Source organism: Microbacterium sp. K27, from assembly GCF_004794435.1.
In the GTDB taxonomy this organism is placed as follows: domain Bacteria; phylum Actinomycetota; class Actinomycetes; order Actinomycetales; family Microbacteriaceae; genus Microbacterium; species Microbacterium maritypicum_A.
In genome coordinates this window covers 136,160-156,747 of record NZ_SSDK01000030.1, presented here as the reverse complement: position 1 = coordinate 156,747, position 20,588 = coordinate 136,160, and the positions used below count along the sequence as shown (strand labels likewise).

Here is a 20,588-nt window from a genome sequence, read left to right as displayed (position 1 = left end):
TCGACCGGGCACACCGGCTCGCAGGCACCGCAGTCCACGCATTCGTCCGGGTGGATGTAGAGCGAGCGTTCGCCTTCGTAGATGCAGTCGACGGGACATTCGTCAATGCAGGCCTTGTCCTTCACATCGACGCACGGCAGGGCGATCACATAGGTCATCGCGGGGTCTTCGTCCGGGTCACGCTGTCCTCATTCGTTCGTTCGGCCCGTCTCCGAGCCACCCCTCAACCGTAAAACCTCAAGTACACTTGAGGTCAAATCGAGGGACGGCAGACGGAGGGAGAGCACGCCGGATGAGTCCGCACGCACCCGACGAGCCGCTGACGATCGGCGAGATGACCCGACGCACCGGGGTCGCCGCCTCCGCCCTGCACTTCTACGAGACGCTCGGCCTGATCGCCTCGACCCGCACGCCCGGCAACCAGCGCCGCTACGCCCGGCACATGCTGCGTCGCGTCTCGCTCATCACGGTCGCGAAGCGCCTCGGCATCCCGCTGTCGGACGTGCAGACCGCGTTCGCCGACGTGCCCCTGACCGAGACTCCGAGCCACGCCGATTGGCAACGAGCGTCGAGACGCTGGAAGCGCGAGCTCGAGAAGCGTCGCGAGGGCATCGAGCGCCTCGAGCGCGAACTGACCGGATGCATCGGCTGCGGGTGCCTGTCGATGAAGGCGTGCGGCCTGCTCAACCCCGACGACGCCCTGGGCACCCAGGGCGCCGGCCCCCAGCGCCTGCGGGACTGACGCCTCTTTCCCGCGCGGACGGTCTCTGACATGATCGCGGAAACGCCATGAAGGGACACCGCCGATGAAGAAGCTCCCCACCACCGAAGAGATCGTCAGGATCCGCCGCGACGCGCTGCTCAACCGCGCCGTCGAGGCGTACAAGTTCTTCTACCCGACGGTGTCGATGGTGCTGAACTTCGAGTCCATCGAAGAGCTCGGGGCGCCCGCCAACCGCGGTCTCCTCATCCAGCTCACCACGCCGGACCTCGTCACCCTCACCCAGAACTCGGACACCCCCTACGGACTCGGGTTGGGCGACACGACCGACGGCCCCGTCGTCGTCGAGCTCCCCGCCGGTCCGCTGATCGGCGTGATCGATGACACGAACTTCCAGTTCGTCACCAACATGGGCGTCGTCGGCGAGGACGAGGGCAAGGGCGCCAAGTACCTGTTCGTCCCCCCGGGGTACGACGGACCCCTGCCCGAGTCCGGTTACATCGTCAAGCACCCCCCGACGAACAGGTTCCTGATCTGCGCGCGCGCACCGTTCCCCGACCCGGAGAAGGGGAAGGCACTGCTGCGCACGCTGAAGGTCTACCCCTGGGCCGATGCGGAGAACCCGGCACCGAACGTGTTCGTGGACATGTCCGACCGCAAGGCCGTCGCGAACCCCTGCGTGGTCGACGGAACCATCGACTATTGGCATGCCCTCAAGCGCGCACTCGACATCGATGTGCCGTCCCCCGCGCTCTACAACCAGTACGGCATGCTCGCCGACCTCGGCCTGCGGGCAGACCGCCCCTTCGCGCCCGACGCGGAACTCGTCTCGATCCTGTCCGAGGCAGCCGAGAAGGGGAACGAGCAGCTCGTGGTGGCGGCGTTCGCCGACGACGCACCGGAACGGCTCGTCTGGCCTGACCGCAATTGGGAGTGGGTGGTCTACTCCGAGGGAGATTTCGGGTACTACGAGAAGAACTTCCTCAACCTCTCGGTGCGGGAGCGCTGGTTCTACCAGGCCACCCTCGAAACCGACAAGATGTTCATGCACAAGGAGGGCGCCGGCTCGCTCTATTGGCTCGCCGCGGTCGATGCGGACGGGGCCGCACTGGATGGGGCCACGTCGTACACGTTGACCGTTCCCGCCCCCGTGCCCGCCGCTCAGTTCTGGTCTGTCACCCTCTATGACCTCGACACCCGCTCGGAGATCAACACCCCGCAGTTCAAGCCCGTGCTGACAAGCCTGCGCGACGACCTCGCGCCCGACGGATCCGGCGGGATCACCCTTCATTTCGGTCCCGATCGACCCCGGGATGAGGTGCCATGGCTGCAGACCAACCCCGGTTCGCAGTGGTTCGCCTACTTCCGGATCTACGGCCCAGGCGCCCCCGCGTTCGACGGCACCTGGAAGCCCTCCGACTTCCAGAAGGCCTGAACCGAGCACACCGGGTCGATCGCGAGGTGCGCTCGCCCGCCGCGGCGGGTCAGCGCACCTCGAAGTCGGCGGAGAGGAGCACCTCTTCGCGGGAGCTCGGGCCGACCAGCAGCTCGAACGCGCCGGCCTCGACGATGCGGTTGCCCGCGGCGTCGACGATGGTGCAGTCGGCGACCGGCAGCTCCAGGCGTACCCGCACGGATGCGCCGGGGGTGACGTCGACCTGGCGGAAGGTCTTCAGCTCCTTGTCGGTCCAGCTCACGCTCGTCACGGAGTCGCGCACGTACACCTGCACGGTCTCGCGCACCGGCCGAGTGCCCGTGTTCGACACCGTGACGTGACCGACGATCGTGTCGGACTCCCCCAGCGTCGTCGCCTCGAGCGTCAAGTCGGAGTACTCGACCGTCGTGTACGACAGCCCTTCGCCGAACGCCCAGGCCGGTGACTGCGTGAGGTCGGCGTAGCGGTCACCGTGCTGTCCGCGGATCTGGTTGTAGTACGTCGGCTGCTGACCGACGTGGCGCGCGAACGAGATCGGCAGGCGCCCGGACGGCTCGGCCGCGCCGGAGATGATGTCGGCGAGCGCACGGCCACCCTGCATGCCGGGGTTCGCCGCCCAGATCACGGCGGCAGCCTTCGAGGCCGATGCCGGGAGCACGAGCGGCTTCGAGGCCAGCAGCACGATGACCACGGGCGTGCCGGTCGCGATGAGCGCGTCGATCAGGCCGTTCTGCCCGCCGATGAGTTCGAGCGTCGCGGTGGAGCGCCCCTCGCCGACCAGCTCGATCCGATCACCCACGACCGCGACGACGACGTCGGACTCGGAGGCCGCGGCGACGGCTTCCGCGATCATCGCGGCATCCGGCTCGCAAGCCTTCACGACCGGCGGACGCGGCTGCTTGTCGGGGAAGAACGGCCCCTGCGGGTCTTCTTCGAGAGTGAGGATGTCGGCGCCGCGGGCGTGCGTGACGGTCCAACCGTCGATCGCCTGCAGCCCGTCGAGCACGGTGGTGATCATCTCGCGCGGCTGACCGTCGAGCCAGCCCGCCTGCCCGGAGCCGCCGGCCCAGTCGCCGAGCTGCGTCTGCGCGTCGTCGGCGAGCGGACCGGTGACCGCGACCTTCAGCGCGGAGGTGGGATCGAGCGGCAGCACGCCGTCGTTCTCGAGCAGCACGAGCGAACGGCGGGCGACCTCGAGGTTCAGCTCGGCGTGCGCGGCACTGCCCACCACGGCGTCGAGTTCCGTGCCCGGCAGGCGCGGGTTCTCGAACAGGCCCAGCTCGAACTTCAGGGTCAGGATGCGGGCGGCCGCAGCGTCGAAGGCGTCCTCGGCGAGTATGCCCCGAGCGACGGCGTCGAGCGCACCCTCGAAGAAGGCCGGCGTGGTCATGATCATGTCGTTGCCCGCCCGCACGGCCGCAGCAGCCGCGTGCGTGATGTCGGGCTGGATCCGCTGCTCCCACACCATGCGCCCGACGTTGTCCCAGTCGGTGATGAGCGTGCCGGTGTAGCCCCACTCGCCGCGCAGCACATCGCTGAGCAGCCAGTCGTTGGTCGTGATCGGCACTCCGTCGGTGGTCTGGTAGCCGAGCATGAACGTGCGGCACCCCTCGCGGGCGACGCGCTCGAACGGCGGCAGGAACCAGGAGATCAGCTTGCGCCGTGAGATGTCGGCCTCACTCGCGTCGCGCCCGCCCTGGGTCTCGGAGTACCCGGCGAAGTGCTTGGCGGTCGCGAGGATCGCGGTCGGGTCGTCGAGTCCGTCGCCCTGGTAGCCGCGCACCATCGCCGAGGCCAGCTCGCCGATCAGGAACGGGTCTTCGCCGAAGGTCTCGTCGATGCGGCCCCAGCGCAGATCGCGGGCGATGCACAGCACCGGCGAGAAGGTCCAGTGGATGCCGGTCACTGCGACCTCTTCGGCCGTCGCGCGGGCGACGCGTTCGACGAGGTCGGAATCCCACGATGCGGCCATGCCGAGCTGCGTCGGGTAGATCGTCGCACCGGGCCAGAACGAGTGGCCGTGGATGCAGTCCTCTCCCACCAGCAGCGGGATGCGGAGCCGGGTCTGCGCGGTGAGCTCGTTCGCCCGCAGGATGCGCTCGGGCGAGGTGTGCAGGATCGATCCGGCGTGACGGCGGGCGATGTGGTCGTCGATGTCGTCGCGGGCATCGAGCTGGAGCATCTGCCCGACCTTCTCCTCCAGCGTCATGCGGCTGAGGAGGTCGGCCACCCGCTCGGGGATCGAGAGTGCGGGGTCCTGGTACGGGAGCTGGGTGGTCAGGGTCTGAGAGGTCATCACTTCGTGTTCTGGGTCGAGTTCGGGGTCGAGTTCGGGGTCGAGGTCTTCGAGGAATCGGAGGCGTCCGGCGAGGTCGCCGACGTTACGGGATCGGAGGTCGTCTTCGGCAGGGGCACGCTGCGGACGGCCGTGACGGCGTCGTTTACGTTCAGCCCCTTCTTCTTCATCGCCCTGGCCCGCTCGCCGGCCGAGCGCAGGCGCGGGTTGACGTATTCGTCGATGCCGAAGTTGATGAGAGAGAGGGCCACACCGATGATCGCGATGCAGAGCCCTGCGGGCACGTACCACCACCACAGACGCGGGAAGGCGCCGTTCTGCTGCGCCCAGAACAGGATCGTGCCCCAGTTCAGATTGCTCACCGGGATCACCCCGATGAACGCCAGCGTGGTGAGGCCGAGGATCGCGGCGGTCACGGTGCCGACGAAGCTCGACGCGATGAGCGCCATGAGGTTCGGCAGCATCTCGACCGTGATGATGCGGCGCAGCGGTTCGCCGTTCGCGCGTGCCGCCTGGATGAAGTCGCGGTTGCGCAGCGACATGGTCTGCGCGCGCAGCACGCGAGCGCCCCAGGCCCACCCGGTGATGCCGAGCACCGCGGCGATCACGATCAGCGGCGGGTTCTCGAACTGCGAAGCGATGATGATGATGAGCGGGATGCCGGGGATCACCAGGAACACGTTCGTCAGCGCCGAGAGCGACTCGCTCTTCCAGCCGCGCACGTAGCCGGCGATCACACCGATGGTGATCGCGATGATCGTGGCGATGAAGGCGGCGAGGAAGCCGACGACGATCACACCGCGGGTGCCGTAGATGATCTGACTCAACACGTCCTCCCCCATGTGCGTCGTGCCCAGCCAGTGCTCCCAAGAGGGCGGTTGCCGCAATGCCGTGCGATCCTTCTGCGTCGGCCCGTAGGGTGAGATCCACGGCGCGAGGATCGCGATGAGCACGAACACGCCGAGGATGATGAGCCCGGCGATCGACTTGGGGTTGCGGAACATCGCGAACGCCTGGGCGAGCTGCGACCAGAACGTCTTGCGAGGTGGAGCGCCCGCCGGTGGGGTGCGCAGGGTCGCGGTCTCCGGCATGCCGGAGACGACGGCCGACCCGTCGGGCGCGGTGCTCGCTGCGGTGGTGGGAACGGTCATGTCAGGACTCCATCTGGCGCGTGCGCGGGTCGAGGTAGGCGTAGACGACATCCGCGAGGATGTTGGCCACGAGCACCGACAGCGTGATCACGAGGAACACGCCCTGCATGAGAGCGAAGTCCTTGGCGTTGGTCGCGTCGAGCAGCAGCTTGCCGACGCCCGGATAGCTGAACACCATCTCCATCACGATCGTGCCGCCGACGATGAAGCCGATCGACAGCGCGAAGCTCTGGATCTGCGGCAGCACGGCGTTGCGAGCGGCATAGCCCCAGAGGACGCGCTTGTTGGGCATGCCCTTGGCCTGAGCCACGGTGATGTAGTCGTCGTCGAGCACGGTCAGCATCATGTTGCGCATGCCGAGCACCCATCCGCCGAGCGAGGCGACCACGATCGTCAGCGCCGGCAGCGTGCCGTGCATGATCACCTGGCCGATGAAGTCGAAGCTCCACTCCGGGGATTGACCCTTGTCGTACGCGTGCGATGAGGGGAACCACTTCAGGGTCGAGGAGAAGATCGCGATCGCGATGAGTCCGAGCCAGAAGTACGGGATCGTGTTGAAGAAGGTCGTCACCGGGATGATCGCGTCGAGCTTGCTGCCGCGCTTCCAGCCGACGACGGCCCCGGCGATCGTGCCGATCGTGAAGGAGATGATGGTCGCGATGCCGACGAGACCCAGCGTCCACGGGAGGGCGGCGGCGAGCACCTCCGCCACGGGCCGCAGACCGTGCAGGGTCGAGATGCCGAGGTCTCCGCGCAGCAGCATCCCCCAGTACTCGAGGTACTGCTGCCAGATCGACTTGTCGGTGTCGATACCGAGCAGGATGCGCAGCGCATCGGCGGCCTCGGGGCTCACGTTGCGGTTGCGCGCGAGGTAGGAGCTGACCGCGTCGCCCTTCATGAGGCGCGGAAGGAAGAAGTTGATGGTGATGGCCGCCCACAGGGTGAACAGGTAGAAGGCGGCTCGGCCGGCGAAGAAGCGCCACGGCACACGTCGGCGTCCGCGTTCCGCCGCGGTGGCGGTGGTGCCGACCTCCAGGGCGTCGCGGGCGACCAGGTCGTTGTCGTCGAGCTGGGGGAATGCGGTGCTCACAGGGTGCCTCCGTTCGATGCGTCCTGCGCGAAGAACGTGTCCGGGTCGGGGGAAGCGGATCGCAGTTCCCGCGTGTACGGGTCCTGCGGGTTGAGGATCACGTCGTCGGCGGCGCCGTACTCCACGACGCGGCCCTGGTTGAGGACCATGATCTCGTCGCTGAAGTGGCGGGCGGTCGCGAGGTCGTGCGTGATGTAGAGCACGCCGAGTCCCTCTTCGCGCTGCAGATCGGCGAGCAGGTTCAGCACGCCGAGGCGGATCGACACGTCGAGCATCGAGACGGGCTCGTCGGCGACGAGGAGCGAAGGGCGGGAGGCCAGGGCGCGGGCGATGGCCACGCGCTGCCGCTGGCCACCGGACAGCTCGTGCGGGCGTCGATCGATCACCGCGTCCGCGTCCAGGCGCACGCGCGCGAGGAGCCGGCGCACCTCGTCCTCCGTCTGCTTCTTCGGCACGACGTCGTCGAGACGGACCGGCCGCTCCAGGTGATAGCGGATCGAGTGGTACGGGTTGAGCGAGGCGAACGGATCCTGGAACACCATGCGCAGCTGCTGCCGGTACTTCCGGAGCCCCTTGCCGCGACGAGGGATGGGCGTGCCGTCGAGCAGCACCTCTCCGCTGGTCGGGGTCTCGAGCTGGGTGAGGATCTTCGCGATCGTCGACTTGCCGCTCCCGGACTGGCCGACCAGCCCGATCGTGCGCCCGGAGGTCAGGGTGAAGCTCACGTCGTCGAGGGCCTTGATCTGGCCCGCCCCGCGCACGTTGTAGGCCTTGGTGACACCGCGGAATTCGAGGGTGGTCATCGCACCAGCACCCCTCTCTCCCCGGTGAGCCGGGGGAACGACGACAGCAGTGTCTTCGTGTACTCGTGCTCGGGCTGCGTCCAGATGCGTTCCGCGGTCGCGAGCTCGATGATCTCGCCCTCCCGCATGATCGCGATCCGGTCGCTGATCTCCAGGAGCAGCGGAAGGTCGTGGGTGATGAAGATCACCGAGAAGCCGAATTCGTGCCGCAGCTGCGAGATCTGCTTGAGGATCTCCCGCTGGACCAGCACATCGAGGGCGGTCGTCGGCTCGTCCATGACCATCAGCTGCGGACGCAGCGCGAGGGCCATCGCGATCATCACGCGCTGGCGCATGCCGCCGGACAGTTCGTGCGGGAAGGAGCGCACGCGCTGGCGTCCGACCTTCACGATCTCCAGCAGCTCCTCGGCTTCGGCGCGCCGCTGCTTGCGGTTCATGTCCGGGCGGTGGATCTCGAAGACGTCCTCCAGCTGCGAACCGATCGTCGCCACCGGGTTGAGGGCGTTCATCGCCCCCTGGAACACCATCGAGACCTTGTCCCAGCGGAACCGCTGCATGGCATCCACGCCGAGGGCGTTGATGTCGATGTCGACCCCGGTCACATCGTGGAAGGTCACACTGCCGCCGGTGATGACCGCGGGTGCCCGGAGCAGGCGCTGCACACCGTAGGCGAGCGTGGTCTTGCCGCATCCGCTCTCACCGGCGAGACCGAGGATCTCGCCGCGCTGCAGTTCGAGGGTGACGTTCTTCACCGCCTCGACGGGCGGATCGACGTCGTACACGACCGAGAAGTCGCGCACGCTGAGCAGGGGGTCTGGCATGGGGGTGTCCTTCGTCGACCTGATCAGGGGAGCCCGCACCGTCACCGAGGCGGGCTCCCCTGCAGGATGCTGCTTACTCGGCGGGCTTCAGCTTCGTGAGGATCTGCACGATGTTCTGCTGAGTCGGGTCGGCAGACGCGTACGGGTCCTCTTCCGAAGGCCATCCGACGTAGTTGCGGGTGTTGAACTCGCCCAGCAGCGGGTGCGCGCCCAGCGGGATGGCCGGCACCTGCTCGGAGAAGATCGTCTGCAGCGTGTCGACCGCGGCGGTGCGCTCCTCGTCCGACGAGGCGTTGGCGTAGGAGTTCAGCGCGGCCGTCGCCGTCGGGTCGTCGAAGCGACCGAAGTTGAAGCCGGCCTTCCCGTCCGAGATCCATCGCGGGTCCATGGTCGAGGTGTACAGGCCGTAGGCCGTGCCACTGTCCTCGAGCCAATGGATGATCGCGGAGAACGTGCCGTTGTCGCGCGGGTCCGCCCAGCCGCCCCAGTCGGGCATGTCGATCTTGACCTCGGCACCGATGGCCTCCGTGACATCTTCGGCGATCAGCTCCTGCGCGGTGTTCCAGTCGCTCCAGCCGGAGGGGACGGAGAGCGTGAACGAGACGGGTGTGCCGTCGGGGTCGATCAGCGCGTCGTCCTTCCAGGTGTACCCGGCGGTGGTGAGCAGGTCACGGGCCTTCTCGGCGTCGACCGCGTACTCCTTGCCCTGGAACTCGGGCTGGATCTCGTCGTCGAGGATCGAGGAGAGTCCCGTCACCGACCAGACGGCCTCGCTGGCGCCTTCGCGGGCGATGTCGACGTAGGCGTCGCGGTCGATCACCCAGGCGAGCGCCTGACGGAAGGCCGGGTCGTCGAACGGCTTCTGCTGCAGGTTCATGAACAGCGTCGCGGAACCGGTGGTGGGAGCCGCCCAGAACTTGTTGTGCTCGGGATCGGCCGAGAGGAACTGCTCCTCGATCTGCGGGATGAACGCCTGCGCCCAGTCGGCGTCGCCGTTCGCGAGGGCCGTGGTGAGCGCGGTGTTGTCGCCGTACGAGACGTAGTGCAGCTCGGGCACGGCCAGGTCGCCGCCCCAGTAGTCGTCGCGGGCGTCGAGCGTGACCGACTCGGTCGACCAGTTCGAGAGGACGTAGGGTCCGGTACCCACCAGGTCGTCGCCCTTGACGGGGTCGGTGGCCGGGTCGTCGAGGTTCTCCCAGATGTGCTTCGGGACGATCGGCACGTGCAGGGCGCGGGCCTGGTTGACGTACTTCGACGCGGCGAAGGTCAGCACGACCTTGTCGCCGTCGACGGCAGCGCCGTCGAGCTGGAGGCCCGCGGTGTCGAGGGCGGGGGTGGAGGCGAGCTCGTAGGAGTAGACGATGTCTTCGGCGGTGAAGGGCTCGCCGTCGCTCCAGGTGACGTCGGCGCGAGGAACGACAGTGAGCACCGTGTAGTCGTCGTTCCATTCCAGGCTGTCAGCGAGCCACGGGGTGACGCCGCGGTCGCCGGTCTGGTTCACGAGGGCGAGGGTCTCGAAGATCACCTTGCCGTAGCCGTACTTCGAGGCGGACGAGTCGCCGACGAAGGGGTTGTTGGATTCGGTGGTGATCGCGCCATCGGGCTTCGCGATGGTGAGGGATGCGGAGCCGGCGCCATCGTCGGATCCACCGCCAGCCGAGCATCCGGCGAGGGCCGATACGCCGAGGGCGGTGATCGCGGTCGCGGCGATCAGAGACTTTCTGAGCTTCATTGCTTCTCCTAGGGCACGGGTCTTTGTGCTGCGTCGCCGGAGGACGGGAGTCCACCGACTGTCGTGATTTGCTTACTGTCGAGAAAGTAAGCTCTCGTGAGGTTACCGAGTAGTAAGTTTGATCGCAAGCACAGCCCGACGATGGAGAGGAGGCCGCGGTGGTAGACAGCGACCAGACAGTGCGCGTGCGCCCGGCGACCCTCGCGAAACGCGAGCAGATCCTCAAAGCGGCCGTCGAGATCTTCGGCAACAAGGGCTCGACCAACGGCACTCTGGCCGACGTGGCCGAGCAGGTCGGCATCACCCACGCCGGCGTCCTGCACCACTTCGGCTCGAAGCAGAAGCTGCTGCTCGAGGTTCTCGCCTATCGCGACCAGGCCGACGTCGCCGAGCTCGCCGAGAAGCACATCCCGGACGGACCTGAGCTGTTCCTGCACCTGGTGCGCACGGCGTTCGCGAACGAGAAGCGGCCCGGCATCGTGCAGGCCTACACGGTTCTGTCCGCCGAGTCCGTGACCGACGACCATCCCGCGCGGCACTTCTTCGAGGACCGCTACACGACCCTGCGTCGAGAGGTCACGGCGGCGTTCCACGAGCTGTGCGCCCAGGAGGGTGTGCGCGATCCCGACACGATCGCCGCAGCCGCCGCCGCGATCCTCGCGGTGATGGACGGTCTGCAGCTGCAATGGCTCCTGCACCCCGACGTCGTCGAGCTCGGCGGAGCCAGCGAATTCGCGATCCAGGCGATCGTGAACGCCGTGCTGCACCCCGGGCCGGCGCTGCCGACGTACGTGCACCCCGCCTGATCCGTCGATCGCGGGCCCTCGGCAACGACCGCCGGCCCGGCTAGGCTCGGGCCATGACGATCGACCTCGAAGCGCTCTACATCGACCTGCACCAGCATCCTGAGCTCTCGTTCCAGGAGACGCGCACCGCCGGCATCGCCGCCCAGCACCTGCGCGATCTGGGGCTCGAGGTCGAGGAGGGCGTCGGGGTGACCGGCGTGGTCGGAGTGCTGCGCAACGGCGAAGGCCCGGTCGTCTGGGTGCGAGCCGACATGGACGCACTGCCCGTCGAGGAGCAGACCGGCCTGTCGTACGCGAGCACGGCGAAGGGCGTCGACCCCGCGGGCACCACCGTTCCCGTCATGCACGCGTGCGGCCACGACATGCACGTCACGGCCATGGTCGGTGCGGTCGAGAAGCTCGTCGCCGAGAGATCCGACTGGTCGGGCACCCTCGTCGTGCTGATCCAGCCCGCCGAGGAGTACGGTGCCGGAGCGCGCGCGATGCTCGACGACGGGATCCTCGACCGCTACCCGAAGCCCGACGTGGTGCTCGGCCAGCACGTGACCCCGTTGCCCGCCGGCGTGATCGGCGTGCGCAGCGGCACGCAGATGGCCGCCTCCGACGGACTCACCGTGACCCTGCACGGCCGCGGCGGACACGGCTCGCGACCGCACGCCACGATCGACCCGGTCGTGATGGCCGCCGCCACCGTGATGCGCCTGCAGACCATCGCCTCGCGCGAGATCGACCCGCAGGGCGTCGCGGTCGTGACGGTCGGCTCGATCCACGCGGGCCTCAAGAACAACATCATCCCCGCCGAGGCGAAGCTCGAGCTCAGCCTGCGCTATCCGAACGAGGAGACGCGCGACAAGGTGCTCGCGAGCGTCGAGCGCATCGTGCGGGCGGAGGCCACGGCCTCGGGGGCCGAGCGGGAGCCCGAGATCCGCACCGACCACACCCTCCCGGCCACCATCAACGACGAGGACGCCACCGTCCGGGTGACCGCGGCGCTGCAGCGCGCCCTGGGCGAGGCGGCCGTGATCGACCCCGGCATGTTCACCGGCAGCGAGGACGTCTCCTGGTTCGCCCGCGACGCCGGGGCACCCCTCGTGTTCTGGTTCTGGGGCGGGATCGACCCCGCCCGGTTCGCCGAGGCGGTCGCCGCGGGCCGCCTGGGCGAGGACGTCCCCACCAACCATTCGCCGTTCTTCGCACCGGAGATCCACCCGACGATCGAGGTCGGCGTCACCGCGCTGTCGGCCGCCGCCCGGGAGTTCCTCGCGTAGAGGGCCGGGGCGATGCGCTCACCCCGGACATGACGATGGCGGGGACGACTTGGAGTTCGTCGAGTTGGTCACGTCGGTAGTGCTTGCGGGCTGATCCGTGCAGTTCAGGCAACGTGTGCCCACTCCCGCACCGCGGCGCGAATCGCCTCAGAGCGCGTGGCGATGCCCTCGGCCTCAGCGCGCGCCGTCAGGGCAGCGATGGTGGTTGCGTCGAGCCGGACCGGAATTACCACGCCGGGCCCATCGCCCACGGTCGGTCGACCTCGACGCGGCTTGGGAAGTGTCGACAGGTCATAGCCGGCCTCGGCCTCATCTGCCCACGCCTGGATCTGCTCGTCGGTCACGGGCCTGCCGTTCAACAGGTGCTCGCTCATGCCATTGGCGTATACGAAAATCACCGATTTGTGTATACGAATAAGAAGCCGTCGCGGCCCCGCACCGCGGATCAGCCTCCGAAGTCCCGAAAGCCGTCGGTCGATAGGCTTCGGCCATGTTGGTTCGAAGAGCGACAACAGCAGACATCGATCGGCTCAGCGCCCTCAACGCCGGGGTCCAACTGCTACACGCGGAGGGGAGACCCGATCTTTTCAGAGAGCCAGAACCGGAGGCGCTGCGTGCGTTCCTCGCCGAGCAGCTAGCTGAGGGTGCGATCGTCCTCATCGCGGACGTGGACGGCGCGGTCGGCGGCTACATACTCGCCGAGGTCAACGCGCGACCTGCGAATCCGTTCCGTCACGCGTCCAAGAGCCTGTATGTGCACCACATCGCTGTCGACCCCGGCCAACGGCGACAAGGCGTCGGTCAGCAACTGATGGACGCTGCCGTCGCCATCGGGCGCGCAGAGGACGTAGATGCGGTGAGACTCGATTCGTGGTCGTTCAACCACGACGCGCACACGTTCTTCGAGGCAATGGGGTTCACTCCGATCAACGTGGTCTTCGAGCGGCGTCTTCGCTAGTCGGCCGAAGCCGAAGGATCCCCGTTCCGCCGCACTGTCGGCCGGTCGAGGACCGTGTTGTCCCAGACCCAGGTCGCCCGCTCCTGCGGTCGGGCCTCCGCGACGTACAGACGCTGCCCACCGACGTACCGGCGGTTGGACGGCGCCTCCGGATCGGGGTCGTGGCTCCCCGGGAATCGGGCGTTGCCCCGGGGGACGCTGACCTCGAACGGCGCATGGACCCAGACCGTGGCATCCCACACGGCGGCGATTTCGGGGCGCTGGAGAAAGATCCCGTCGACGAGGACGACCCCCGTCGGAGGGACGGCGATCGGTGCAGGGTCGACGGGTTCGTCACGACCGACGTCCCAGACAGCCGGCGTGATCGCCCCGTGCGCGCGCAGGGAATCGACGACACAGGCGCGGAACGCGTCGTATCGGTAGGAACCGGAGTAGAAGCCCTCCGGTCCTGTGCCCGCTGCGATGCGCTCGGCCTTCGGGCGATGGAATCCGTCGATGCTCACGCCGACGACCGGCCGGCCTTCGCGTCGTCGAGCCTGTGCTGAGAGTTCGTGAGAGAGATGCGTCTTCCCTGCGCCGTCGAAGCCGTCGAGCGCCACCAGGATCCGATCGTCTGGACGGAGACTCTCGATCTCGTCCCAGAGCTGCGACAGCACTGCCGAGCGTGATTGCGTGGTGCGCACGGGCCCGGTCAGCCGCCGATCGCGTTCATCCCGCGGGCCGGCTGCAGGAAGGAGGGGTCGTCGATCGCGTGCCCCGGCAGCTTGCCGTGCACGCACGAGCGCAGCAATGTGGCGATCTCGTCGGCGCGCTCCCCGGGCGCAGCGGCCGACTCACCGCGCAGCAACCCGGTCAGGTCGTACTCGGCGAGCGAGAAGAGGCAGTTGCGCAGCTGGCCGTCGGCGGTCAGCCGCAGGCGGTCGCAGGCGCCGCAGAACGGGGCCGTGACCGAGGCGATCACACCGACCTCATGCGGGCCGCCGTCGATCCGCCACTTCTCGGCGGGTGCGCCTCCCCGACCCTCGACCGGATCGAGACGCCAGCGTTCCCCGAGCGACGCGAGGATCTCCTCGCGCGTGACCATCGAGGCCCGGTCCCAGGTGTGTCCGGCGTCGAGCGGCATCTGCTCGATGAATCGCAGTTGCGCGCCGACGCTCATCGCGAACTCCACCAGGTCGACCAGCTCGTCGTCGTTGACGCCGCGCATCGCGACCGCGTTGAGCTTGAGCGGGCGGAGCTCGGATGCCGCAGCCGCCGCGATGCCCTCGAACACATCGTCGAGGCGGTCGCGCCGGGTCAGGTCGGCGAAGCGCTGACGATCGACCGTGTCGATGCTGATGTTGAGGCGAGTGAGCCCGGCATCGATCAGGGCCGGGAGCTTCTGGGCGAGGCTGATGCCGTTGGTGGTCATCGCGACCTCGACGGGGCCCTCCTCCCCCTCGATGCGGGAGATTCGCCTCACCACCTCGACGATGTCGGTCCGCAGCAGCGGCTCGCCGCCGGTGAGCCGGAAGGTGCGTATGCCGAGGGCCGCGGCCACCTCGGCCACCTCGACGATCTCGTCGGTGGAGAGGATGCTCGTGCGGGCGAGCCACTCGTTGCCCTGCTCGGGCATGCAGTATGTGCAGCGCAGGGAGCAGCGATCGGTGAGCGAGATGCGCAGATCGCGATGCACCCGGCCGTGCGTGTCGACGAGACCTCCGCCGATTCCTGCGAGAGAGGCGGCCTGCGGAGACGGATCGACGCGCGGCGCGCGCACACCGATCACGACCGGTACGGCCGCCATGGCGCTTCCCCACTCCCCGTCATCTTTTGAGAGTAACCCGCGACGACCGGGGCAGGGCCGGTTTCGTGGCGACGACCGGCAGATTGCCAGTGTCCGGAAGCGTCGGCGGCGACTTCGTCAGAGCACGGGCACGAAGCTCACGTGCGCGGGGTCTACCCGCAGGTGGACCGCATCTCCCGGCGCGAGCCCGGCAGCGTCGGCGAGGGAGACATCGACGGCGCATCCCGCGGTCTGCACGCGCACACCGGCGAGGGTGGGCTCGAGTCGCGTGACCTCGGTGCGCCAGGCATCCGGATCCGCGGCGTCGACGACGCGCACGTGCTCGGGGCGGAAGACCGCAGCGAGAGGGGTGCCGTCGACTGCGGCGAGCGCGAGCGAGCCGGCATCCGTGGTCGTGAGGTGCAGATCTCCGTTCCGCCAGGCGCCGCCCGCGGCGACCCCCGCCACGCGATTGACCCCCGCGATCGACGCGACGAACTCGGAAGCCGGAGCCGACAGGACGGCGCGCACCGGTCCGCTCTGTGTGACCCGACCGGCCTCGATGATCACGAGCCGCTCCGCCAGTGCGACGGCATCCGCGGCATCGTGCGTGACCGCGATCGTGGTGATCCCGGCCAGCTGATCACGCAACATCTGTCGGATGTCGCCGGCCGTCGCCGGGTCGAGCGCCACCAGCGGCTCGTCGAGCAGCACCGCGCGTGGGGACGCGGCGAGAGCCCGGGCGACCGCGACGCGTTGCCCCTCCCCGCCGGAGAGCTCGCGAGGCATCCGTCCGCCGGCACCGCGGAGTCCGACGCGCGCGAGCCATTCGTCCGCAAGGTCGTGCGCCGAGCCAGCATCCGCCCCTGCAGCTCGGGGGCCGAAGGCCACGTTCTCGCGCACCGAGAGATGCGGGAACAGCCGCGCATCCTGTCCCAGCAGCACGATGCCCCGGTTCATCGGCGTGGTCCGCACGCGGGGCGCGGACACGCGGTCGACCACGCGTCCCGCGACATCGATCTGCCCGGCGGTCAGTGGCTCGAGTCCCGCGAGGGCCTGCAGCAGCGTCGACTTTCCCGCGCCGCTCGGTCCCATGACGGCGACCGTCTCACCGACCGCTGCCTGCACGGCGACCTCGACGGCGAAGTGCTCGCGCTCGACCACGATGTCGGCGCGCAGGCCCGGTTCGACGGCGGCGCGGCGCTCGGCCGGCAGGCCGTTCGCCAGGGTCATCGCGCCGCCCCCGGTCGCCAGCCGCGCACGAGCAGCAGCACGATGATCGCGGTGGCGAGCAGCAGCAGGGCGAGGGCGACCGCCGTGCCCTGCGACACTCCGGCACCGTTGAACGCGGTGTAGATCGCGAGCGGCATCGTCTGGGTGACTCCCGGCCGGTTCCCGGCGAACAGCGCCGTCGCGCCGAACTCGCCGATGGCCCGCGCGAAGCACAGCACGACGCCGGCGACGATGCCCGGCGCGGCGAGCGGCAGGGTGATGCGGCGCAGGATCGTCCATCGTCCGGCTCCGAGCGCTGCCGCCGTGCGCTCGTAGTCCACGCCCGAGGTGCGCACCGCGCCCTCGACGGCCAGCACCAGGAAGGGCAGGGCGACGAATGTCTGTGCCAGCACGACAGCCGGGGTGCTGAACGACAGGCCGAGCCCGCCGAGCCACCCCGCGCGCCCGAACAGGTAGAGCAGCGCGACGCCGCCCACCATGGGGGGCAGCACCAGCGGCACCGTGACGACGGCACGCAGCACCGCGGCCAGGCGGGGCCCGGAGCGGGCGATGTAGAGCGCGAGCGGCACCCCGACGGCGATGCACAGCACGGTGGCCAGCAGGCCGGTGCCCAGCGACAGCAGCAGCGCCGAGAGCGCAGCCTCCGACGTCACATCGGCGAAGAAGGTCGACCACTGCACCCGCGCCACGAGTGCGGTCAGCGGCAGGATGAGGAACGACAGTCCGATGAGGGCCGGAACAACGAGCGCGCGCGGAGCGTATCCGCGTGCGCCGGTCACGCTCATGGAGCCCCGAAGCCGAAGTCCGCCATGATCTTCTGACCCGCGTCCGACAGCACGAACGTCACGAACGCATCGGCCGCCTCGGTGTTCGGCGCATCGGCCAGCGCGGCGATCGGGTAGTGGTTGACGACGTCGTCGGCACCGTCGGGCACGATCACCTCGACGTCGTCACGTCCGATCACATCGGTGGCGTACACGAGTCCGGCATCGGCTTCGGAAGCGGCGACCTTCGTGAGCACGGCCGTGACGTTCTGCTCGAGACTGGCCGCGTCGACCGTCACGCCCGCCGTCGAGAGCAGTTTCGCGGTGGCCGCACCGCACGGCACCTCGGGCGCACACAGCACCGTGGTCACGTCGGCGAGATCGGAGAGGGTCTCCACCTCGCCCGGGTTGCCCGCCGGCACCGCGATCACGAGGGTGTTGGAGGCGAACAGCGTCGGATCGACCGCCACATCCGCCGCCTTGTCCATGTTCGCCTCGTCAGCGGACGCGAACACGTCAGCCGGTGCTCCTTCGAGGATCTGCGTGACGAGGGTCGACGAGCCGTCGTAGACGGGTGTGAACCGCACGTCGGGGTTCTCGGCGGTGAACGCCTCGCCGATCGCATCGAAAGCCCCGCTGAGCGATGCGGCGGCATAGACCGTGAGCTCTCCGCTCACACCGCTCTTCTCCGCCGTCGCCGACGGGGAGGGAGTGCTCGCGGCGCCACCCGCACAGCCGGTGAGGGCGAGCGCGGCGGCGGCGAGGACGGCGGCGGCGCGGAGCGTGCGGTTCATGTCAGCCTTTCGGTACTTCGACCACGACCTGGGTCGCCTTGACGGAGGCGGTGGCGAGCGCGCCGACCCCGAGGTGCAGTTCGCGCGCGGCCTCGGCAGACATCAGCGAGACCACGCGATGAGGACCAGATTGGATGTCGACCTGCGCCATCAGCCCGTCGATCTGCACCCGGGTGACGATTCCCACGAAGCGGTTGCGCGCGCTGGAGAGCACATCTCCGGCACTCTTCGCCTCCTCCGCGAGCGCGACGGCCCGTTCCGCGACGGCATCGCCGGGGATCTCGGCGGGCACGGCATCGGTGACCGGAAGCAGCCCCTGTTCGATCCAACGCCGGACGGTGTCGTCGCTCACGCCGAGCAGCTGCGCTGCGCGAGCGATCCGATACGTCTGCATGGAGAGAACCTACCGCAGAAGCGGAGATTTTCCTCGAAAATCTCCGAGTCTGCAATGATCCATACCCCTTCCGCTCCGCACGTCGACGGACCGTTCCTGTGTCCCCCGAATGGCCGATAGCGCGTGCGGCAGGGGTCGGCCAAGATGAGTGTCACCATGACGGCACCGAATCCACCGGCGGACGACCTCTCCGAGTTCGCTGAACTGATGTCCCACGAGCAGGAGTTCCTCTCCCCCCGTGATCGGATCGATCCGGAGGTGCGCCGAAAGCGCAGGCGGCGGGGGCTCATCATCACCGGGGCCTGCATCTTCCTGCTGCTGGCTGCCGCCGGTGGCTACATCGGGTGGGCGCTCACCGCGCCCGTGGATCCGCCGGCGGTGACCACGCAGACGCCGCAGGTCCCGGCCGTCGATGCGGCGGCGATCACCACGCCCCCGGCGGGTGCGTCAGCGATCAGCATCGCCGGCGCGGACGCCTATCTGGGCGAGGGGGCGAGTGGCATCTGGTCTTCGAGCGGGACCGGCGAACCCCTGCCCATCGCGAGCATCACCAAGCTCATCACCGCACTCGTCATCCTCGACGCGTCGCCGCTCGCCTCCGTCGATGACCCCGGTCCCACCATCACGTTCGGCAAGGCCGACCACGACCTCTACGACCGGTACTACGTGCAGGGCGCCACGATCGCGCCGATGCCCACCGGCACGTCGATGTCGCTGCGCGATGCCCTGGCGGCCATGCTGATCCCCTCGGCGAGCAACTATGCCGAGGCGCTGTCGTCGCACGTCTTCGGATCGCAGAGCGCGTTCCTCGGCGCGACGCGGGATTGGCTTGCCGCCCAGGGGCTGACCGGCACGACCATCACCGAACCCACCGGCATCAGCCCGCGCAACACGAGCACACCGGTCGATCTCGTGGCCATCGGAAAGCTCGCCGCCGCGAACCCGGTGATCGCCCAGATCGTCGCGACCCCGTCGATCACGCTCCCCGGAGCGGGCCTGCTCTACAACACCAACGGCCTTCTCGGCACCAGCGGGATCACGGGACTGAAGACCGGCACCCTCGGCGAGGGCACCTACAGCCTGCTGTACACGGCCACCCTCGTCGTGGGCACCACCGATCCGCTGGCCGTGACCGGCGTGATCCTCGGAGGGTCGTCACGCGATTCGGTGAACGCCGGTGTGCTCGCCGCCCTGGACGGCCTCCGCTCCGGCTTCCACGAGGTGCCCGTCGCCACCCCCGGCCAGGAGGTCGGGACGATCTCGACGCCGTGGGGCTCCTCCGCCCGCCTGGTCATCGGCGAGGCGGCGTCGATCTTCACGTGGTCGGACACGCCGATCACCGTGACGATGGACATCGAGACGCCGCCGACCTATCGGGACGGCTCCACCGTGGGCACCGTCACCTGGACCGCCGGCCCGAACACGGTCACCGCTCCGGTCGAGATCAAGGGGAGCATCGACCAGCCGTCCGAGTGGTGGCGCCTCACCCACCCGTCGCAGCTCGGTTCGATCGCAGACGCTCGACGCTGAGACCGATCGCCAGGATGCTGACCAGCACCCAGGCGACAGCACCGCACCACACCGCGAGCGTGCCGACGGCGACCAGCTCCCCGACGCCTGCGGCCCTGCCGAGGGCGACGGTCGCGGTGGCGTACATGCCGATCGGGAAGACGATGCTCCACCACCCCACGGTGAACCGACGCGCGCCCGGACGCGTGCGGAGGTCCCGGATGCCGAGCCCCACGAGGAACGGGATGAGGAACGTTCCGAACGACCAGAGCGCCATCGCCACGATGGTGACCGCTCCCTCCGTGCCGGGGAGGACGGCGGAGTCTGCCGTCAGCAGACGCGCGGCGGCCAGTGCGGAGATCGCGGTCGATCCCGTCAGCACCCATGCGGTCGGCGCGACCTCGATCGCACCGATCTCCTGGCCGAGCAGCCGCACCGTCACCGCCGCCATGAGAAACAGATAGAGAACGATCCCCAGGCACCAGAGCGCGAACGCCGCAAGGCCCAGCAGGGGGTGCCCTCCGGCGGTCGCGCTCGTCAGGACCGACAGCGACTGGGTGGCGACGACGAGGAGGAACCACCCGCCGTCGACCGTGCGGAGCAGGGGACGCCGGGAGGCGTGCGTGACGAGCCACGGCAGCATCCCGTACGTCAGAAGCGCCCAGAGCAGCGCTTCCAGGGCGAGGGCGACGGGGAGGATCCCCTCGGCCCCGAGCGACGCACCCAAGGTGGCGGTGACCCCGGTCGCCGCCACGATCGTGAAGAACCCGAATGCGCGGCCCGGGTCACCGGCGTCACGGAGCACGGCGGCCGGCGCCAGGAGCACGCGCGCGACGGTGGCGATCAGCAGGAGCGCATACCCGCCGACGGCGAGCACGAACGCCACGGCCCCGATCGGGGACAGTCCGATCGCGACGAAAGAGGTGCCGACGATGCCGGTCGCCATCACGAAGGAGAATCCCGCGGGCGGAAGCCGTTCGATCATCGTGCGCACGGACATCACTCAGATCGACCGCCGGTACTCCTGCGGCACTCGGGCGAGGGTCCC

Annotated in this window: 21 protein-coding genes; 6 read left to right on the top strand and 15 right to left on the bottom strand. The window is 68.9% G+C overall.

Annotated elements, in window-relative coordinates; genetic code table 11:
- A partial coding sequence (locus tag DW307_RS03570) for an indolepyruvate ferredoxin oxidoreductase subunit alpha (protein WP_168440978.1) occupies positions 1-158 on the bottom strand: 158 nt, incomplete at its 3' end.
- A gap of 134 nt (positions 159-292) precedes the next feature.
- Here DW307_RS03570 and soxR point away from each other — a divergent pair.
- The gene (soxR, locus tag DW307_RS03565) at positions 293-742 is read left to right on the top strand and encodes a redox-sensitive transcriptional activator SoxR (RefSeq protein ID WP_021199250.1); all 450 of its coding nucleotides are present in this window, start codon (positions 293-295) and stop codon (positions 740-742) included.
- 64 nt (positions 743-806) lie between these two features.
- Positions 807-2,156 carry a DUF1214 domain-containing protein gene (locus DW307_RS03560; protein WP_029265082.1) on the top strand — a complete coding sequence of 450 codons (1,350 nt, stop codon included), beginning with the start codon at positions 807-809 and terminating at the stop codon, positions 2,154-2,156.
- A 49-nt stretch (positions 2,157-2,205) separates the two neighbouring features.
- Here DW307_RS03560 and DW307_RS03555 read toward each other — a convergent pair whose 3' ends face one another.
- From DW307_RS03555 to DW307_RS03530, 6 genes are all read right to left on the bottom strand, one after another.
- On the bottom strand, positions 2,206-4,452 hold the full coding sequence (locus DW307_RS03555) for an exo-beta-d-1,3/1,6-glucosidase (RefSeq protein ID WP_136023955.1): 2,247 nt from the start codon (positions 4,450-4,452) through the stop codon (positions 2,206-2,208).
- A complete protein-coding gene (locus DW307_RS03550) occupies positions 4,452-5,603 on the bottom strand; it encodes an ABC transporter permease (protein WP_136023954.1) in 1,152 nt (383 codons plus the stop codon). The genes DW307_RS03555 and DW307_RS03550 overlap by 1 nt, the downstream gene beginning before the upstream one ends.
- A gap of 1 nt (position 5,604) precedes the next feature.
- Positions 5,605-6,693, bottom strand: a complete 1,089-nt coding sequence (locus DW307_RS03545) for an ABC transporter permease (RefSeq protein WP_021199254.1) — start codon at positions 6,691-6,693, stop codon at positions 5,605-5,607.
- Positions 6,690-7,496, bottom strand: coding sequence for an ABC transporter ATP-binding protein (locus DW307_RS03540; protein WP_136023953.1), 807 nt, complete (start codon positions 7,494-7,496; stop codon positions 6,690-6,692). The genes DW307_RS03545 and DW307_RS03540 overlap by 4 nt, the downstream gene beginning before the upstream one ends.
- Entirely contained in the window at positions 7,493-8,317 is an 825-nt protein-coding gene (locus DW307_RS03535; RefSeq protein WP_021199256.1) for an ABC transporter ATP-binding protein, read from the bottom strand. The genes DW307_RS03540 and DW307_RS03535 overlap by 4 nt, the downstream gene beginning before the upstream one ends.
- 73 nt (positions 8,318-8,390) lie before the next feature.
- Positions 8,391-10,049, bottom strand: a complete 1,659-nt coding sequence (locus tag DW307_RS03530) for an ABC transporter substrate-binding protein (RefSeq protein WP_136023952.1) — start codon at positions 10,047-10,049, stop codon at positions 8,391-8,393.
- 158 nt (positions 10,050-10,207) lie between these two features.
- Between DW307_RS03530 and DW307_RS03525 the strand changes: the two genes are divergently transcribed.
- Both DW307_RS03525 and DW307_RS03520 read left to right on the top strand, forming a co-directional pair.
- Entirely contained in the window at positions 10,208-10,855 is a 648-nt protein-coding gene (locus DW307_RS03525; protein WP_021199258.1) for a TetR/AcrR family transcriptional regulator, read from the top strand.
- 53 nt (positions 10,856-10,908) lie between these two features.
- Positions 10,909-12,123, top strand: coding sequence for an amidohydrolase (locus DW307_RS03520; protein ID WP_136023951.1), 1,215 nt, complete (start codon positions 10,909-10,911; stop codon positions 12,121-12,123).
- 104 nt (positions 12,124-12,227) lie between these two features.
- On the opposite strand, the gene DW307_RS03515 is transcribed toward DW307_RS03520, so the two are convergent.
- Positions 12,228-12,497 (bottom strand): ribbon-helix-helix protein, CopG family, encoded by a 270-nt coding sequence (locus DW307_RS03515; RefSeq protein WP_021199260.1) that lies wholly within the window; start codon positions 12,495-12,497, stop codon positions 12,228-12,230.
- 116 nt (positions 12,498-12,613) lie between these two features.
- Here DW307_RS03515 and DW307_RS03510 point away from each other — a divergent pair, with 116 nt between their 5' ends.
- Positions 12,614-13,081 (top strand): GNAT family N-acetyltransferase, encoded by a 468-nt coding sequence (locus tag DW307_RS03510; RefSeq protein ID WP_021199261.1) that lies wholly within the window; start codon positions 12,614-12,616, stop codon positions 13,079-13,081.
- Here the strand turns inward: DW307_RS03510 and DW307_RS03505 are convergent.
- The 6 genes from DW307_RS03505 to DW307_RS03480 form a co-directional block, all read right to left on the bottom strand.
- Positions 13,078-13,764: a hypothetical protein gene (locus DW307_RS03505; RefSeq protein WP_021199262.1), complete on the bottom strand. Its 687-nt coding sequence runs from the start codon at positions 13,762-13,764 to the stop codon at positions 13,078-13,080. The two genes, DW307_RS03510 and DW307_RS03505, sit on opposite strands and share 4 nt — an antisense overlap.
- An 8-nt stretch (positions 13,765-13,772) precedes the next feature.
- Positions 13,773-14,867 (bottom strand): GTP 3',8-cyclase MoaA, encoded by a 1,095-nt coding sequence (moaA, locus tag DW307_RS03500; protein ID WP_136023950.1) that lies wholly within the window; start codon positions 14,865-14,867, stop codon positions 13,773-13,775.
- Between the two features lie 117 nt (positions 14,868-14,984).
- Positions 14,985-16,079, bottom strand: coding sequence for a sulfate/molybdate ABC transporter ATP-binding protein (locus tag DW307_RS03495; protein WP_136023949.1), 1,095 nt, complete (start codon positions 16,077-16,079; stop codon positions 14,985-14,987).
- Positions 16,076-16,864 carry a molybdate ABC transporter permease subunit gene (modB, locus tag DW307_RS03490; RefSeq protein ID WP_205810331.1) on the bottom strand — a complete coding sequence of 263 codons (789 nt, stop codon included), beginning with the start codon at positions 16,862-16,864 and terminating at the stop codon, positions 16,076-16,078. The genes DW307_RS03495 and modB overlap by 4 nt, the downstream gene beginning before the upstream one ends.
- Positions 16,861-17,637: a molybdate ABC transporter substrate-binding protein gene (gene modA / locus DW307_RS03485; RefSeq protein WP_136023948.1), complete on the bottom strand. Its 777-nt coding sequence runs from the start codon at positions 17,635-17,637 to the stop codon at positions 16,861-16,863. The genes modB and modA overlap by 4 nt, the downstream gene beginning before the upstream one ends.
- 1 nt (position 17,638) lies before the next feature.
- Positions 17,639-18,031: a TOBE domain-containing protein gene (locus DW307_RS03480; protein ID WP_021199267.1), complete on the bottom strand. Its 393-nt coding sequence runs from the start codon at positions 18,029-18,031 to the stop codon at positions 17,639-17,641.
- Between the two features lie 156 nt (positions 18,032-18,187).
- Here DW307_RS03480 and DW307_RS03475 point away from each other — a divergent pair, with 156 nt between their 5' ends.
- Positions 18,188-19,561: a D-alanyl-D-alanine carboxypeptidase family protein gene (locus DW307_RS03475; protein ID WP_136023947.1), complete on the top strand. Its 1,374-nt coding sequence runs from the start codon at positions 18,188-18,190 to the stop codon at positions 19,559-19,561.
- On the opposite strand, the gene DW307_RS03470 is transcribed toward DW307_RS03475, so the two are convergent.
- Complete coding sequence (locus DW307_RS03470) at positions 19,515-20,540, bottom strand: tellurite resistance/C4-dicarboxylate transporter family protein (protein WP_136023946.1); 1,026 nt, start codon at positions 20,538-20,540, stop codon at positions 19,515-19,517. The two genes, DW307_RS03475 and DW307_RS03470, sit on opposite strands and share 47 nt — an antisense overlap.
- Positions 20,541-20,588: the final 48 nt, after the last annotated feature.